This is a genomic window from Bacillus sp. FSL R5-0603, from assembly GCF_038050295.1.
Lineage (GTDB): Bacteria > Bacillota > Bacilli > Bacillales > Bacillaceae > Bacillus > Bacillus subtilis.
Genome location: NZ_JBBOYP010000001.1, coordinates 2,408,295 through 2,423,224, shown reverse-complemented (window position 1 = coordinate 2,423,224; position 14,930 = coordinate 2,408,295). Strand labels below are relative to the sequence as shown.

Sequence of the window (14,930 nt, the reverse complement as noted above, 5' to 3'; positions counted from 1 at the left end):
TGTCTTTTTTTATACATAAAAAAATGAAACCTTTGATACATTTGTTACGTATGAAGAGAAGGCACTTATTATAAAAGGAAGGAGGGATACACCGCCCTTGCTTCAAATCAAAGGATTCCGTGCTGCTCTTTTGAGTATATTATTGCTTTCTTTATTAGGCGTACAACTGAACGCAAAAGCAGAAAAACAAACTGTTTATGTGATTCCGGTTGAAAAAAATGTCGAACAGGGTCTCGCCTCGTTTTTGTCCCGTTCGTTACAAGACGCAAAGGATGCACATGCAGACCATATTATTCTTGATATCAATACCCCGGGGGGATTGGTCAAATCTGCTATTGATATGGCCGATTTGATAACCGAAAGCGAGATCCCCGTAACTGCATATGTCAACAAACGCGCGTTGTCTGCTGGTGCATATATTGCACTTCAAGCAGATCACATTTATATGGCGCCTGGCGGAAAAATGGGAGCCGCCGCGATTGTTGATGGCCAAGGCAATGCCGCTGACCAAAAAGCTCAATCACTTTGGCTGGCAGAGATGGAAGATGCCGCAGTGAAAAATAACCGCGATCCAAAATATGCGCTCGCAATGGCTGACCCGGATATAGATGCCAAGGAAGTCGGCGCGCCTAAGGGAGATCTGCTGACACTTAACGCAGACAAGGCAATTGAGGTAGGCTATTCAGAAGGCACTGCTGACAATTTGTCCACGCTCGTAAAGAAGCTTGGGTTCGAAAAAGCGCAGATCAGCTACGCAAAGGAGAGCTTTGCGGAAAAGACGGCAAGGTGGCTGACGAATCCGGTCATTGTCCCTATTCTGCTGACAATCGCTTTTTTAGGTCTGACGGTGGAGCTTTTTTCACCGGGTGTCGGCCTCCCTGGAACGGCTGGACTCATTGCGTTATTGCTGTTCTTTTACGGGCATCTTGCAGCCGGCCTTGCCGGGTATGAGACGGTTCTCCTCTTTATAGCAGGGGTGATCCTCATCCTGCTTGAGATTTTTCTTCCCGGAGGAATCATTGGATTACTGGGCTTGGGAGCGATTATTGCGAGCCTGTTTTTAGCCGCGGGGAGCTTCACTGTCATGGCGGTTTCTCTCTTGATCGCCTCAGCTGTTTCGATTACAGCTTTTATTTTACTGACAAGGGTGTTGGGAAAGCGTATGAAATTCTTTAAGAAATTGATATTAAATGATTCTACAAACACGGAGAGCGGCTACGTTTCAAATCAAACGCGCACGGACTTAATGGGAAAAGTGGGTATAACCTTTACACCGCTGCGTCCTTCCGGTACCGTGATTATTGATGATGAACGCCTTGATGTTGTTTCGGAGGGATCGTTTACAGAAAAAGATAAAAAAGTAAAAGTGATTAAAGTAGAAGGCTCACGCATTGTCGTGAGAGAAATTTAAATAGAAACGAGGAGAAGTTATATGGATCCGTCAACACTTATGATTCTGGCAATTGTCGCAGTAGCGATCATTGTTTTGGCAGTATTTTTTACATTTGTGCCTGTAATGCTTTGGATTTCAGCTTTGGCAGCCGGAGTGAAAATCAGCATTTTCACTCTAGTTGGGATGAGGCTTCGCCGTGTCATTCCGAATCGGGTTGTTAACCCGCTGATTAAAGCGCATAAAGCGGGACTTAATGTTGGAACAAACCAGCTTGAAAGCCACTATCTGGCTGGAGGTAATGTTGACAGAGTCGTCAACGCGCTTATCGCTGCTCAGCGAGCTAACATTGAACTCACATTCGAGCGCTGTGCTGCCATTGATCTTGCAGGCCGGGACGTGTTGGAAGCTGTTCAAATGAGCGTTAATCCTAAGGTGATTGAAACACCGTTTATTGCCGGTGTCGCAATGGACGGGATTGAAGTGAAAGCGAAAGCGAGAATCACAGTAAGAGCGAATATCGAGCGCCTCGTCGGGGGAGCAGGGGAAGAAACCATTGTAGCTCGTGTAGGTGAGGGGATCGTTTCTACAATCGGTTCATCTGATAATCATAAAAAAGTGCTTGAAAACCCTGACATGATTTCTCAGACAGTCCTTGGAAAAGGATTGGACTCAGGAACTGCGTTTGAAATTCTCTCAATTGATATTGCAGATGTAGATATCGGCAAAAACATCGGTGCAATTTTACAAACCGATCAGGCTGAGGCTGATAAAAACATCGCGCAGGCAAAAGCGGAAGAACGACGTGCGATGGCTGTCGCTCAAGAACAGGAAATGCGTGCCCGCGTAGAAGAAATGCGCGCGAAAGTGGTAGAAGCCGAGGCGGAAGTGCCGCTTGCGATGGCAGAAGCTTTGCGTGAAGGGAATATTGGCGTCATGGATTACATGAATATCAAGAACATCGATGCTGACACAGAAATGCGTGATTCATTCGGCAAGCTGACGAAAGACCCTTCGGATGAAGACCGCAAATCATAATCTCTCTAAGAAGGGAGAACGCTGATGGAAGATTTACTGACCAATCCGCTTATTATTGCAGCGATCATCGGAATCATTTCTGCGATTTTCGGCAAAAAGAGCAAAGATGAAAAGGAAAACAGCCAAAAAAGAAAAAAACCTCAACACGTGCAATCTGCTTCTCCTCAAAAGAAGCAGTCAAAAGAAGATGCCCCTGCACCTATCCCTAACCGTATGGAACAGGCAAGACGGGAAGCAGAAGAAAGACGCAGGGAAACAGAAAGAAACCTGAAAGGGCTGGAACGAGATCTTGCTGCTGCCAAACAAAAAACAGTATACACAAAACAAAAAATGCTTCAGGTGAATAAAGACACCGTTGTACAGGGGATCGTTCTAGGAGAGGTGTTCGGACCTCCACGGGCGAAAAAACCTCACCGTACGATGCGCCCGGCCCGTAAAAATTAAAGTGTTAGAACCTCCTTTCAAATCATACATATGAGATGAAAGGGGGTTCTTTTTGTATGGGGCAAAGAAAGAATCGTATGAAAGCTTGGCTGACAAGAGCATTGGAAATTCCCCCGGACGTTATGATGGATCTGCCGAGGATTACAATGGTTGGCAGACTTCATATCTACATAGAAAACCACAGAGGCCTTTTGCTTTTCAGTGAGAATGAAGTGAGGCTGATGCTGAAGCAGGGCCAGTGCATCATATCTGGTAAAAATTTTGTCATCAAGGCGATTCTTCCGGAAGAGATACTTTTGGAGGGTACGATTGATGTCGTTCGATATGTTGAGTCATAAAGCCGAGGGGGAAATGTTGTGAAAAATAAATGGCTGTCTTTTTTTTCGGGTAAGGTCCAGCTTGAATTGACGGGAAGAGGGATTGAGCGGCTCCTTAATGAATGCACAAGACAGGGGATTCCGGTCTTTCATGTCAAAAAAAAGAAAGAAGCCGTATCGTTATATATACAGCTTCAGGATGTACATGCCTTTCGGCGGGTGAGAAGTAAATTTAAATGTAAAGCCCGATTTATCAATCGGAAGGGATTTCCCTTCCTGTTGCTGAAATCAAAGCTGAATATAGGGTTTACGATCGGTTTTGCGATTTTTTTCATCCTTTTGTTTTTGCTGTCCAATATGGTGTGGAAAATTGATGTGACAGGCGCTAAGCCTGAAACAGAACATCAAATGAGGCAGCATCTTAATGAAATCGGCGTCAAAAAGGGCCGTCTGCAGTTTTTAATGATGTCGCCCGAAAAAATACAGAAATCATTAACCAATGGAATAGACAATATCACTTGGGTCGGAGTTGATCTGAAGGGGACGACCATTCACATGAAAGTTGTGGAGAAAAATGAGCCCGAAAAAGAAAAGTATGTTAGCCCGCGCAATATTGTCGCCAAAAAGAAAGCAACCATTACGAGAATGTTTGTGCAAAAAGGACAGCCCATGGCCGCCATACACGATCATGTTGAAAAGGGGCAGCTGCTTGTTTCGGGACTGATCGGCAGCGAAGACCATCAGCAAGAAGTCGCCTCAAAAGCAGAAATTTACGGAGAAACCTGGTATAGATCAGAAGTGACAGTCCCGCTTGAAACATTATTTAACGTCTATACGGGCAAAGTAAGGACAAAGCACAAGCTTTCTTTTGGTTCTTTGGCAATCCCGATCTGGGGGATGACGTTTAAAAAAGAGGAATTGAAGCATCCAAAAACAGAACAAGAAAAGCATTCGCTTCATTTTCTCGGATTTAAGCTCCCTGTATCCTATGTCAAAGAGCAAACGAGAGAAAGTGAAGAGGCTTTACGAAAATATACGAAAGAAGAAGCAGTTCAAGAAGGCATTAAATTGGGTAAACAGGATGTAGAGGATAAAATAGGCGAAAACGGCGAGGTGAAAAGTGAAAAAGTTTTGCACCAGACTGTTGAGAATGGTAAAGTAAAGTTGATTATTCTCTACCAAGTTATAGAAGATATCGTTCAAACCACACCTATTGTCAGGGAGACTGAAGAATGACAGAACATTTACTTGCGATGAATCAAAAACTGAAAAACCCGGACGAGGCGCTTTCACTCTTCGGGAACCAAGATTCTTTTTTGAAATTGATGGAGAAAGATCTGAATGTAAATATCATTACGCGCGGCGAGACGATTTATGTTTCAGGCGATGATGAATCGTTTCAGATTGCAGACAGGCTGCTGGGATCGCTCCTCGCTTTAATTCGCAAGGGGATAGAGATCTCTGAACGTGATGTGATTTACGCCATCAAAATGGCAAAGAAGAATGAACTTGAATACTTTGAAAGCATGTATGAAGAAGAAATTACAAAAAACGCAAAAGGTAAATCAATCCGTGTAAAAACAATGGGACAGCGGGAATACGTGGCCGCTATGAAGCGGAATGACCTTGTATTCGGCATTGGTCCGGCGGGAACCGGGAAAACGTACCTGGCTGTCGTAAAAGCAGTCCATGCTTTAAAAAACGGACATATCAAAAAAATCATTTTAACAAGACCTGCCGTGGAAGCCGGTGAAAGCCTCGGTTTTCTCCCAGGTGACCTAAAAGAAAAAGTAGATCCTTATTTGCGCCCGCTGTATGACGCTCTCCATGATGTGCTTGGGGCAGATCATACAGAACGTCTGATGGAAAGAGGCATCATTGAAATTGCTCCGCTCGCATATATGAGGGGACGGACGCTCGATGATGCTTATGTTATACTTGATGAAGCACAGAATACCACGCCTGCTCAAATGAAAATGTTTTTGACGAGACTGGGTTTTGGCTCTAAAATGATCATTACAGGTGACGTCAGCCAAATTGATCTGCCGAAAGGCGTCAAATCGGGACTTGCAGTAGCGAAGGAGATGCTGAAAGGAATAGACGGCATTTCTATGATTGAGCTAGACCAGACAGACGTGGTCAGACATCCGCTTGTTGCGAAAATTATTGAAGCATACGATAAGCAAAATTAATGCTGAATGACCCGATCGCGCGTTATCGGGTCATTTTTATGATTGCTTATGGGCTTGATGTTTCAAGAGGAGGTTCTTGTGTTGAAAAAGAAGGCTAAGACCAAAAGCAGCTCAAAAAAATGGAGCAGTTTTAAAAATGCTCGCTCCATGCATGTACTGCTGTATCTTCTGCTGGCTGCCATTATGTTTGCTTTGCTCTTTGTACATGTTAAGCCGGAAACACTTGATTTAGACCTGTTTTCAGTCAGCGACAAGACCATTTATGCTCCGGCAACCGTGGAAGATCAAAAAGCCACGGAGGAAAAAAAGCAAGCCGCTGAGGACGCGGTTGAAGATCAATATACATTAAAAAAAGAATATACAGACAATCGGATTGACCTTGTGTCATCAATATTCGACAGTATTAGTGAAGTGAAAAAATCATCGGAAGAAGGCAGTAAATCACCATCGGAAAAATCAATGGTCAAATCTGTAAAGGACAAATTGACTTCAGATGTGAATGATTCTATATCGGAGGATTCCATCAAGACATTGCTGAAAGCAGACAGCGAAGACTTTTCTTTTGTCAGAGATACGGTCATTACCGCAGTAAATACGGTCATGAGCAGTGAAATCCCTTCGGATAAACTATCTGATGCAAAGGATAAGGTAGAAAAAGAGCTAAAGAGCAATTCTATTCCGTCTAAATACTTGGGAGCCGCGACAGAAATCGGGCGTTTTGCTATTATTCCGAATTACGTCTTCGATCCGAAAGCAACAGAGGCAAAACGGCAGGAAGCCTCAGATAATGTCCAGCAGGTTCAAATCAAACAGGGACAAGTGCTCGTGGAAGAAAATGACCTCATTGATCGGGAAGTGTACAGGAAACTTGAGCTGACCGGGTTATTAAATAACTCAAATCTCTTTAAACCGATCAGCGGGCTATTGATTATGATTGGACTTTTCATTGCAACACTTGTATATTATTTTGAAAAACAGAAACAAAATCTGAAGTTTAAAAATCAATCCATTCTGTTATTCTCGATTATCACAACACTTTTGCTTGTGATCATGGAGGTTGTCAGTTTGTTTCAGAAGATGGAGTATAATAATATCGGCTATCTGGTCCCCATTGCGGCCGGCGCCATCTTAATCAAACTGCTGATGAATGAACGCATTGCCATTTTGGGAAGTATCATTCTTGCGATTTGCGGAAGTATGATGTTTAATCAGGGTGTGACAGGAACATTCAATTATGTCATAGGGATTTATTATTTGATCAGCGGCATTTCAGGTGTATTATTTTTAGGAAAACACAATGCAAGATCAAAGATTTTGCAGACCGGACTTTTCGTGGCGTTTATTAATATGGTTGTTGTTCTATCCTTATTATTAATCCAGAACACTGCGCTGTCGGGTCTTGAAATCGGCACGTTAATGCTCATGGGGGTTGTGTCGGGATTTGCTTCATCTGTATTGATCATCGGCCTGATGCCGTTTTTTGAGACGGGCTTTGGCATTTTATCCACCATGAGGCTGCTCGAGCTGTCTAATCCTAACCATCCGCTATTGCGCAAAATACTGACAGAAACACCAGGTACATATCATCACAGTGTAATGGTTGCCAATTTATCAGAGGCAGCCTGTGAAGCGGTTGGGGCTAATGGTTTGCTTGCAAGAGTCGGCGCATATTATCACGATCTCGGAAAAACAAAGCGCCCGCAATATTTTATTGAAAACCAAATGAATATTGACAATCCGCATGACAAGCTGTCACCTCAGTTGAGTAAAAATATTATTATCTCGCATACGACAGACGGTGCGAATATGCTGAGAAGCTATAAATTTCCGAAAGAGCTTGTCGATATTGCTGAGCAGCATCATGGAACCTCGCTTTTAAAGTTTTTTTACTATAAAGCGAAGGAAAAAGGCGACCAGATTACAGAGGAAGAGTTCCGTTATCCGGGGCCGAAGCCGCAGTCAAAGGAAGCCGCAATTATATCAGTTGCCGACAGTGTTGAAGCGGCCGTCAGATCCATGCACAATCCAAATCCTGAACGAATTGAAAAGCTTGTCCGGGGTATTATATCCGATAAGCTTCAGGACGGACAGTTCAGTGAATGCGATTTGACATTTAAAGAGCTGGATACAATCGCAAAAACGCTCTGTGCAACATTAAAAGGAATTTTCCACTCCCGGATTGAATATCCGGAGGCTACTAAGAAGGTGAAATAGATGAGTTTACTGATTGATATCGTTGATGAAACAGGAAGCGTCTCAGAAGAGATGCTCAAAGAAGTAGAAAATCTGCTTCAATTTGCTGCTGAACGTGAAGGCGTTCAAGACCAGGCTGAAGTTTCTGTCACGATTGTTTCCAATGATGACATACATCAGATTAACAAAGAATACCGGGGAAAGGATGCTCCGACAGATGTCATCTCATTTGCTCTTGAAGAAGAGGGAGAAGGCGAGATCGAAATCGTGGGCGCCGAAATGCCTCCGGTTTTAGGTGATATTATCATCAGTGCCGATCGCACAAGAGAGCAGGCAGAGGAGTATAATCATTCTTTTAAAAGAGAGCTCGGATTTCTAGCTGTACACGGATTTCTGCACCTTTTAGGATATGACCATATGACGAAAGAGGAAGAAGAGGAGATGTTTACTAAGCAAAAGGAATTGCTGGACGCTTATGGACTCAAAAGATCATAGAAATGAGCTGAAGCGATTCTTCAAAAGCTTCGTGCATGCAGGCCGGGGCATCTGGGAAACAGCGCGGACGGAGCGGAATTTCCAATTTCATGCCGCAGCCGCCTGCGCTGTTCTCATTTGCGGCTTCCTTGTAGAGCTCAGCATGATTGAGTGGATGATTATATTCCTTTTGATAGGCGGTATGTTTTCGCTTGAGCTTTTAAATACAGCCATTGAACATACAGTTGATTTAATAACTGACAAACATCACCCTCTTGCTAAAGCGGCCAAGGACGCTGCCGCCGGGGCTGTTTGCGTTTTTGCCGTGATTTCGTGTATCATTGGTTTACTTATTTTTTTGCCAAAGCTGTAATGGCTGAAAATTCTTACATTTATTTTACATTTTTAGAAATGGGCGTGAAAAAAAGCGCGCGATTATGTAAAATATAAAGTGATAGCGGTACCATTATAGGTAAGAGAGGAATGTACACATGAACAGACAAGAATTAATAACAGAAGCTTTAAAAGCGCGTGATATGGCATATGCGCCGTATTCCAAATTCCAAGTAGGAGCCGCTCTTCTTACCAAGGATGGAAAAGTGTACAGAGGCTGCAACATTGAGAACGCGGCATACAGCATGTGCAATTGCGCCGAGCGTACCGCTTTATTTAAAGCTGTTTCTGAAGGGGATACAGAGTTTCAGATGCTGGCCGTTGCGGCTGACACCCCTGGACCGGTATCTCCGTGCGGAGCCTGCCGCCAGGTGATTTCTGAGCTTTGCACAAAAGACGTTATTGTCGTACTGACTAATTTACAAGGACAAATAAAAGAAATGACTGTGGAAGAATTATTGCCAGGCGCATTTTCATCGGAGGATTTACATGACGAACGAAAGCTTTAAATCAGGATTTGTATCCATTATTGGAAGACCAAACGTAGGAAAATCTACATTTTTGAACAGAGTCATCGGACAAAAAATCGCGATCATGAGCGATAAGCCCCAAACGACGAGAAACAAGGTGCAAGGAGTACTGACGACAGGCACATCACAAACCATTTTTATTGACACACCAGGGATTCATAAACCTAAGCATAAGCTTGGGGACTTTATGATGAAAGTGGCGCAAAATACATTAAAAGAAGTCGATTTGATCTTGTTTATGATCAATGCTGAGGAAGGCTACGGGAAGGGCGACGAATTCATCATTGAGAAATTGCAGACGATGTCTACGCCTGTATTCTTAATCGTAAACAAAATCGATAAAATTCATCCCGACCAATTGCTTCTGCTAATTGACGAATACCGCAAACGTTATCCTTTTAAGGAAATTGTTCCGATTTCTGCTTTAGAAGGAAATAACATCGAAACCTTGCTCGCTCAGATTGAAGCGTATTTGCCGGAAGGGCCGCAATTCTATCCGAGTGACCAGGTAACTGACCACCCTGAGCGATTTATCATTTCTGAATTAATCAGGGAAAAGGTGCTGCATTTGACGAGAGAAGAAATCCCGCACAGCATTGCGGTGGCCATCGAATCCATCAAAGGGCAGGACAACGGTTCTGTGCACGTAGCGGCAACGATTGTGGTCGAGCGGGATTCTCAGAAAGGCATCGTGATCGGTAAAAAAGGAAGCCTTCTAAAAGAGGTTGGAAAAAGAGCGAGAGCGGATATTGAAGCACTATTGGGCTCCCGTGTCTACCTTGAATTGTGGGTGAAAGTGCAGAAGGACTGGCGTAATAAAATGTCCCAGCTTCGCGATTTTGGCTTTAAAGAGGACGAATATTAATCTCTTCCTGTGTGTGTCATTATCTCACAGGAACAGGGATACATTAGCAAATTTTGTTTAACATGAAATGGAGGACATCTGGTCAAGATAAAGGTAAGAATTTGGAGTTTAGGTAAGCTAGTTTAACTACAGAAAGGTGGGTTTCTTGTGTTGAATTTTACCTGGAACGTATTTTCTCAAACAGGAAATGTTGATACGTATCTTCTTTTTAAAGAACTGGAAAAAGAGAACATGGAAAGACCCGAAGAACTAGAAGATGAGCTAGCCCGATTTGATTATCCAATTTTATAAACCTCTTGGCCGCTCCTGCTTGAGGAAGGTGCGGAAATGCTGACAAAATGTGAAGGAATCGTTCTTCGCACAAATGATTACGGAGAGACGAATAAAATCGTAACATTACTGACAAGAGAACACGGAAAAATAGGTGTTATGGCACGAGGCGCCAAAAAACCGAACAGCCGTTTATCAGCAGTCAGCCAGCCCTTTTTGTATGGTTCTTTCTTAATGCAAAAAACATCGGGCCTCGGAACGCTTCAGCAGGGGGAAATGATCCTCAGCATGAGAGGCATCAGGGAAGACTTGTTTTTAACAGCATATGCTGCCTATATTGCTGAGTTAGTCGACAGAGGCACAGAAGAAAAAAAGCCAAATCCTTATTTATTTGAATTCATATTAGAATCATTAAAACAGCTGAATGAAGGAACAGATCCGGATGTTATCACCTTCATTGTTCAAATGAAGATGCTCGGTGTCATGGGCCTGTATCCTGAGCTAAATCATTGTGTACATTGTAAAAGCCAAGACGGAACCTTTCATTTCTCTGTTCGTGATAATGGTTTTATATGCCACCGCTGTTTTGAAAAAGATCCTTACAGGATACCGATTAAACCGCAAACGGCAAGGCTGTTAAGACTCTTTTACTATTTTGATCTGTCGAGGCTCGGCAATGTGTCCTTAAAAGAGGAAACAAAAGCTGAATTAAAGCAAGTGATTGATTTATATTACGAAGAATATTCGGGATTGTATTTAAAATCAAAGCGCTTTTTAGATCAAATGGAAAGCATGAAACATCTTATGGGTGAAAACAAAAGTTGACATTTGGTCCATCTTTTTATATGATCATTTATTATAAAATATGTTGCAGTGAGAGAAAGAAGTACTTGCGTTTACCTCATGAAAGCGACCTTAGGGCGGTGTAAGCTAAGGATGAGCACGCAACGAAAGGCATTCTTGAGCAATTTTAAAAAAGAGGCTGGGATTTTGTTCTCAGCAACTAGGGTGGAACCGCGGGAGAACTCTCGTCCCTATGTTTGCGGCTGGCAAGCATAGAGACGGGAGTTTTTTGCTTGCTGCCGCAGTCAACTTATGAAAGAAAAGTGGAGGTGCTTGAAATGAATATTCAAGACATGATTCTAACCTTGCAAAAGCATTGGTCCAGTCAGGGCTGTGTGCTTATGCAGGCTTACGATGTAGAAAAAGGAGCCGGCACGATGAGCCCGTATACATTTTTGCGCAGTATCGGCCCTGAGCCGTGGAAAGTGGCTTATGTAGAGCCTTCCAGACGTCCGGCAGACGGCCGCTACGGGGAGAACCCGAACAGACTGTATCAGCATCATCAGTTCCAGGTCATTATTAAACCGTCACCTGATAACATTCAAGAGCTGTATTTGGATTCCTTGCGTGCTCTTGGAATTGATCCGCTTGAGCACGATATTCGCTTTGTTGAAGACAACTGGGAGAATCCGTCTTTAGGCTGCGCGGGTCTAGGCTGGGAAGTTTGGCTTGACGGAATGGAAATAACACAATTTACGTATTTCCAGCAGGTCGGGGGATTAGAGTGTAAACCCGTTTCTGTAGAGATTACGTATGGAATTGAGCGTCTCGCGTCTTATATTCAGGATAAAGAAAACGTGTTTGACTTGGAATGGACGTCAGGGTTTACAGTAAAAGATTTATTCATGATGGCTGAATATGAGCATTCTGTTTATACGTTTGAAACATCAGACGTCGATATGCTGTTCCAACTGTTCAGCACATATGAAAAAGAAGCGATCAAGCAAATGGATAACGGACTTGTTCATCCTGCATATGACTATGTGCTGAAATGCTCGCACACCTTCAATCTGCTTGACGCCAAAGGTGCGATCTCTGTTACCGAGCGGACGGGCTATATCGCAAGAGTGCGGAATTTAGCTAGAAAAGTAGCAAAAACCTATTATGAGGAACGAGAAAAACTAGGGTTCCCAATGCTTAAAGGGGAGGGTTCTTCTCATGAGTAAACAGGATTTACTTTTAGAGATCGGATTAGAGGAAATGCCGGCGCGCTTTTTGAATGAAAGCATGGTTCAGCTTGGCGACAAGCTGACAGGCTGGCTTAAAGAAAAAAATATTACTCACGGTGAAGTGAAACTCTTCAATACACCGAGACGTCTTGCTGTGTTCGTTAAGGATGTCGCAGAAAAGCAGGATGATATAAAAGAAGAAGCAAAAGGGCCTGCGAAAAAAATTGCCCTTGATGCGGACGGGAACTGGACAAAAGCGGCAATCGGCTTTTCAAAAGGCCAAGGCGCAAATGTGGAAGACCTGTACATCAAAGAAGTAAAAGGCATAGAGTATGTATTCGTGCAAAAATTCCAAGCCGGCCAAGAAACGAAGTCGCTTCTGCCAGAATTGAGCGGTTTAATTACAAGCTTGCATTTCCCGAAAAACATGCGCTGGGGAAATGAAGATTTGCGTTATATCCGACCGATCAAATGGATTGTCGCATTATTTGGACAGGATGTCATTCCATTTTCGATCACAAACGTTGAGTCTGGACGGACAACACAGGGACACCGTTTCCTCGGACATGAAGTGTCAATTGAATCACCTTCAGCTTATGAAGAGCAGCTCAAAGGACAGCATGTTATTGCTGATCCTAGCGTCCGAAAGCAAATGATTCAATCTCAGCTGGAAGCAATGGCTGCTGAAAACAATTGGAGCATTCCAGTTGACGAAGACCTTCTTGATGAAGTGAATCATTTAGTAGAATACCCGACAGCTCTTTACGGTTCATTTGAATCCGAGTTTCTGTCAATTCCTGAAGAAGTGCTTGTCACGACAATGAAAGAGCATCAGCGCTACTTCCCTGTCAAAGACAAAAACGGTGACCTGCTGCCTTACTTTATCACAGTCCGAAACGGCAACAGCCACGCGATTGAAAATGTGGCCCGAGGCAATGAAAAAGTGCTGCGCGCACGTTTATCTGATGCTTCATTCTTCTACAAGGAAGATCAGAAACTAAACATTGATGCAAATGTGAAGAAGCTTGAAAATATCGTTTTCCATGAAGAGCTTGGTTCTCTTGCTGATAAGGTTAGAAGAGTCACATCAATCGCAGAGAAACTTGCCGTTCGTCTTCAAGCTGATGAAGATACATTAAAACATGTGAAGCGGGCTGCTGAAATTTCTAAATTCGACCTTGTGACGCATATGATATATGAATTCCCTGAACTTCAAGGAATTATGGGCGAAAAGTATGCGAGAATGCTTGGCGAAGATGAAGCTGTGGCGGCGGCAGTCAATGAACATTATATGCCTAGATCAGCGGGCGGAGAAACGCCTTCTACTTTCACCGGAGCTGTTGTAGCAATGGCGGATAAGCTTGACACAATCGCTTCATTCTTCTCTATCGGCGTAATTCCGACCGGTTCCCAGGACCCTTACGGACTGCGCCGCCAAGCTAGCGGTATTGTTGCGATTCTTCTTGACCGCAACTGGGGAATTTCATTTGAAGAGCTGCTAACTTTCGTACAAACCGATAAAGAAAATGAACTGCTGGATTTCTTCACTCAGCGCTTGAAATATGTCTTGAATGCTGAACAAATCAGACATGATGTCATTGACGCCGTGCTAGAAAGCTCTGAGCTTGAGCCGTACTCTGCGCTGCATAAAGCACAGGTACTGGAGCAAAAGCTTGGTGCACCTGGTTTTAAGGAAACAGCCGAAGCGTTAGGCCGAGTGATCTCTATCAGCAAAAAAGGAGTCCGCGGAGACATTCAGCCTGATCTGTTTGAAAATGAATACGAAGCAAAACTGTTTGATGCCTACCAAACAGCGAAGCAAAATCTGCAGGAAAACTTCAGCAAAAAAGATTATGAGGCGGCGCTTGCTTCACTTGCAGCCTTAAAAGAACCGATCGATGCTTACTTCGATCATACAATGGTTATAGCGGATAATGAGTCATTAAAGGCAAATCGTTTAGCGCAAATGGTAAGCTTGGCGGATGAGATCAAGTCCTTTGCGAATATGAATGCCCTTATTGTAAAATAAAGAGAGAAAAGGCGGTTGCTGTGTGATCGGTAATCGTCTTTTCCCCATTTATAAGTTTTTTGTTTGATTACAAGATATTTACGTTATAATATGGATTATTATTTCTTTACATAGCTATGAAGTGAAAAGGTGGTGAGTACGATCGAACTAAATAAACGGCAAGAACATATTTTGCAGATTGTAAAAGAAAACGGGCCGATTACAGGGGAGCATATTGCAGAAAAGCTGAACCTAACCAGGGCGACATTGCGCCCGGATTTAGCCATACTCACCATGTCAGGATTCCTCGAGGCGCGCCCGAGAGTCGGTTATTTCTATACGGGAAAAACCGGCACACAGCTTTTGGCGGATAAACTCAAAAAGCTTCAGGTGAAAGACTTTCAATCTATCCCCGTAGTGATTCACGAAAACGTTTCTGTGTACGATGCGATTTGCACCATGTTTTTAGAAGATGTAGGTACTCTGTTTGTGGTGGACCGCGATGCTGTTTTAGTCGGGGTGCTTTCACGAAAAGACTTGCTCAGAGCGAGCATTGGCCAGCAGGAGCTTACATCGGTCCCTGTTCACATCATCATGACAAGGATGCCGAACATTACGGTGTGCAGACGCGAGGATTATGTGATGGACATTGCAAAGCACTTAATAGAAAAACAAATTGATGCACTGCCTGTCATCAAAGACACCGATAAAGGCTTTGAAGTTATCGGCAGAGTGACAAAAACAAATATGACCAAAATACTTGTCAGTTTATCTGAAAATGAAATCCTATAAGATTGCAAACTA

General features: G+C 43.3%; 16 protein-coding genes and 1 other annotated feature. All 16 genes read left to right on the top strand.

Annotation, left to right across the window (positions count from 1 at the left end):
• The first annotated feature begins 97 nt into the window (after nucleotides 1-97).
• The 16 genes from NYE56_RS12360 to ccpN all read left to right on the top strand — a co-directional run bounded on the left by NYE56_RS12360 (nucleotide 98) and on the right by ccpN (nucleotide 14,918).
• The gene (locus NYE56_RS12360) at nucleotides 98-1,411 is read left to right on the top strand and encodes an NfeD family protein (RefSeq protein WP_268555547.1); all 1,314 of its coding nucleotides are present in this window, start codon (nucleotides 98-100) and stop codon (nucleotides 1,409-1,411) included.
• Between the two features lie 21 nt (nucleotides 1,412-1,432).
• Nucleotides 1,433-2,428: a flotillin-like protein FloA gene (gene floA / locus NYE56_RS12355; RefSeq protein WP_003230026.1), complete on the top strand. Its 996-nt coding sequence runs from the start codon at nucleotides 1,433-1,435 to the stop codon at nucleotides 2,426-2,428.
• Between the two features lie 24 nt (nucleotides 2,429-2,452).
• The gene (locus NYE56_RS12350; protein WP_341283912.1) at nucleotides 2,453-2,872 is read left to right on the top strand and encodes a hypothetical protein; all 420 of its coding nucleotides are present in this window, start codon (nucleotides 2,453-2,455) and stop codon (nucleotides 2,870-2,872) included.
• Nucleotides 2,873-2,928: 56 nt separating this feature from the next.
• Nucleotides 2,929-3,210, top strand: coding sequence for a sporulation protein YqfC (gene yqfC, locus NYE56_RS12345; protein WP_003226191.1), 282 nt, complete (start codon nucleotides 2,929-2,931; stop codon nucleotides 3,208-3,210).
• Nucleotides 3,211-3,228: 18 nt separating this feature from the next.
• The gene (yqfD, locus tag NYE56_RS12340) at nucleotides 3,229-4,425 is read left to right on the top strand and encodes a sporulation protein YqfD (RefSeq protein WP_003230033.1); all 1,197 of its coding nucleotides are present in this window, start codon (nucleotides 3,229-3,231) and stop codon (nucleotides 4,423-4,425) included.
• Nucleotides 4,422-5,381: a PhoH family protein gene (locus NYE56_RS12335; protein WP_014477373.1), complete on the top strand. Its 960-nt coding sequence runs from the start codon at nucleotides 4,422-4,424 to the stop codon at nucleotides 5,379-5,381. The genes yqfD and NYE56_RS12335 overlap by 4 nt, the downstream gene beginning before the upstream one ends.
• 78 nt (nucleotides 5,382-5,459) lie before the next feature.
• Complete coding sequence (gene pgpH, locus NYE56_RS12330) at nucleotides 5,460-7,595, top strand: cyclic-di-AMP phosphodiesterase PgpH (protein ID WP_010886570.1); 2,136 nt, start codon at nucleotides 5,460-5,462, stop codon at nucleotides 7,593-7,595.
• Nucleotides 7,596-8,069, top strand: a complete 474-nt coding sequence (gene ybeY / locus NYE56_RS12325; RefSeq protein ID WP_003230039.1) for an rRNA maturation RNase YbeY — start codon at nucleotides 7,596-7,598, stop codon at nucleotides 8,067-8,069.
• Complete coding sequence (locus tag NYE56_RS12320) at nucleotides 8,050-8,421, top strand: diacylglycerol kinase family protein (protein WP_015384119.1); 372 nt, start codon at nucleotides 8,050-8,052, stop codon at nucleotides 8,419-8,421. Before ybeY ends, NYE56_RS12320 begins: the two co-directional genes overlap by 20 nt.
• Before the next feature lie 118 nt (nucleotides 8,422-8,539).
• Nucleotides 8,540-8,950 (top strand): cytidine deaminase, encoded by a 411-nt coding sequence (locus NYE56_RS12315; RefSeq protein WP_003230049.1) that lies wholly within the window; start codon nucleotides 8,540-8,542, stop codon nucleotides 8,948-8,950.
• Complete coding sequence (era, locus tag NYE56_RS12310) at nucleotides 8,931-9,836, top strand: GTPase Era (protein WP_003230051.1); 906 nt, start codon at nucleotides 8,931-8,933, stop codon at nucleotides 9,834-9,836. The genes NYE56_RS12315 and era overlap by 20 nt, the downstream gene beginning before the upstream one ends.
• A 147-nt stretch (nucleotides 9,837-9,983) precedes the next feature.
• Nucleotides 9,984-10,127, top strand: a complete 144-nt coding sequence (locus tag NYE56_RS12305) for a YqzL family protein (protein WP_003230053.1) — start codon at nucleotides 9,984-9,986, stop codon at nucleotides 10,125-10,127.
• Nucleotides 10,128-10,163: 36 nt separating this feature from the next.
• The gene (recO, locus tag NYE56_RS12300) at nucleotides 10,164-10,931 is read left to right on the top strand and encodes a DNA repair protein RecO (RefSeq protein ID WP_014477369.1); all 768 of its coding nucleotides are present in this window, start codon (nucleotides 10,164-10,166) and stop codon (nucleotides 10,929-10,931) included.
• Between the two features lie 39 nt (nucleotides 10,932-10,970).
• Nucleotides 10,971-11,145, top strand: a binding site (T-box leader).
• 82 nt (nucleotides 11,146-11,227) lie between these two features.
• Nucleotides 11,228-12,115, top strand: a complete 888-nt coding sequence (glyQ, locus tag NYE56_RS12295) for a glycine--tRNA ligase subunit alpha (protein ID WP_003226213.1) — start codon at nucleotides 11,228-11,230, stop codon at nucleotides 12,113-12,115.
• Nucleotides 12,108-14,147, top strand: a complete 2,040-nt coding sequence (gene glyS / locus NYE56_RS12290; protein ID WP_341283911.1) for a glycine--tRNA ligase subunit beta — start codon at nucleotides 12,108-12,110, stop codon at nucleotides 14,145-14,147. Before glyQ ends, glyS begins: the two co-directional genes overlap by 8 nt.
• A 132-nt stretch (nucleotides 14,148-14,279) precedes the next feature.
• Complete coding sequence (gene ccpN / locus NYE56_RS12285) at nucleotides 14,280-14,918, top strand: transcriptional regulator CcpN (RefSeq protein ID WP_003237058.1); 639 nt, start codon at nucleotides 14,280-14,282, stop codon at nucleotides 14,916-14,918.
• Nucleotides 14,919-14,930: the final 12 nt, after the last annotated feature.

What these genes read in the sequence shown, in the direction of transcription:
- yqfC (WP_003226191.1), top strand. Translation starts at nt 2,929, where the DNA reads ATGGGGCAAAGAAAGAATCGTATGAAAGCTTGGCTGACAAGAGCATTG.
- NYE56_RS12335 (WP_014477373.1), top strand. Translation starts at nt 4,422, where the DNA reads ATGACAGAACATTTACTTGCGATGAATCAAAAACTGAAAAACCCGGAC.
- era (WP_003230051.1), top strand. Translation starts at nt 8,931, where the DNA reads ATGACGAACGAAAGCTTTAAATCAGGATTTGTATCCATTATTGGAAGA.
- ybeY (WP_003230039.1), top strand. Translation starts at nt 7,596, where the DNA reads ATGAGTTTACTGATTGATATCGTTGATGAAACAGGAAGCGTCTCAGAA.
- NYE56_RS12350 (WP_341283912.1), top strand. Translation starts at nt 2,453, where the DNA reads ATGGAAGATTTACTGACCAATCCGCTTATTATTGCAGCGATCATCGGA.
- glyS (WP_341283911.1), top strand. Translation starts at nt 12,108, where the DNA reads ATGAGTAAACAGGATTTACTTTTAGAGATCGGATTAGAGGAAATGCCG.
- NYE56_RS12320 (WP_015384119.1), top strand. Translation starts at nt 8,050, where the DNA reads ATGGACTCAAAAGATCATAGAAATGAGCTGAAGCGATTCTTCAAAAGC.
- floA (WP_003230026.1), top strand. Translation starts at nt 1,433, where the DNA reads ATGGATCCGTCAACACTTATGATTCTGGCAATTGTCGCAGTAGCGATC.
- NYE56_RS12315 (WP_003230049.1), top strand. Translation starts at nt 8,540, where the DNA reads ATGAACAGACAAGAATTAATAACAGAAGCTTTAAAAGCGCGTGATATG.
- recO (WP_014477369.1), top strand. Translation starts at nt 10,164, where the DNA reads ATGCTGACAAAATGTGAAGGAATCGTTCTTCGCACAAATGATTACGGA.
- glyQ (WP_003226213.1), top strand. Translation starts at nt 11,228, where the DNA reads ATGAATATTCAAGACATGATTCTAACCTTGCAAAAGCATTGGTCCAGT.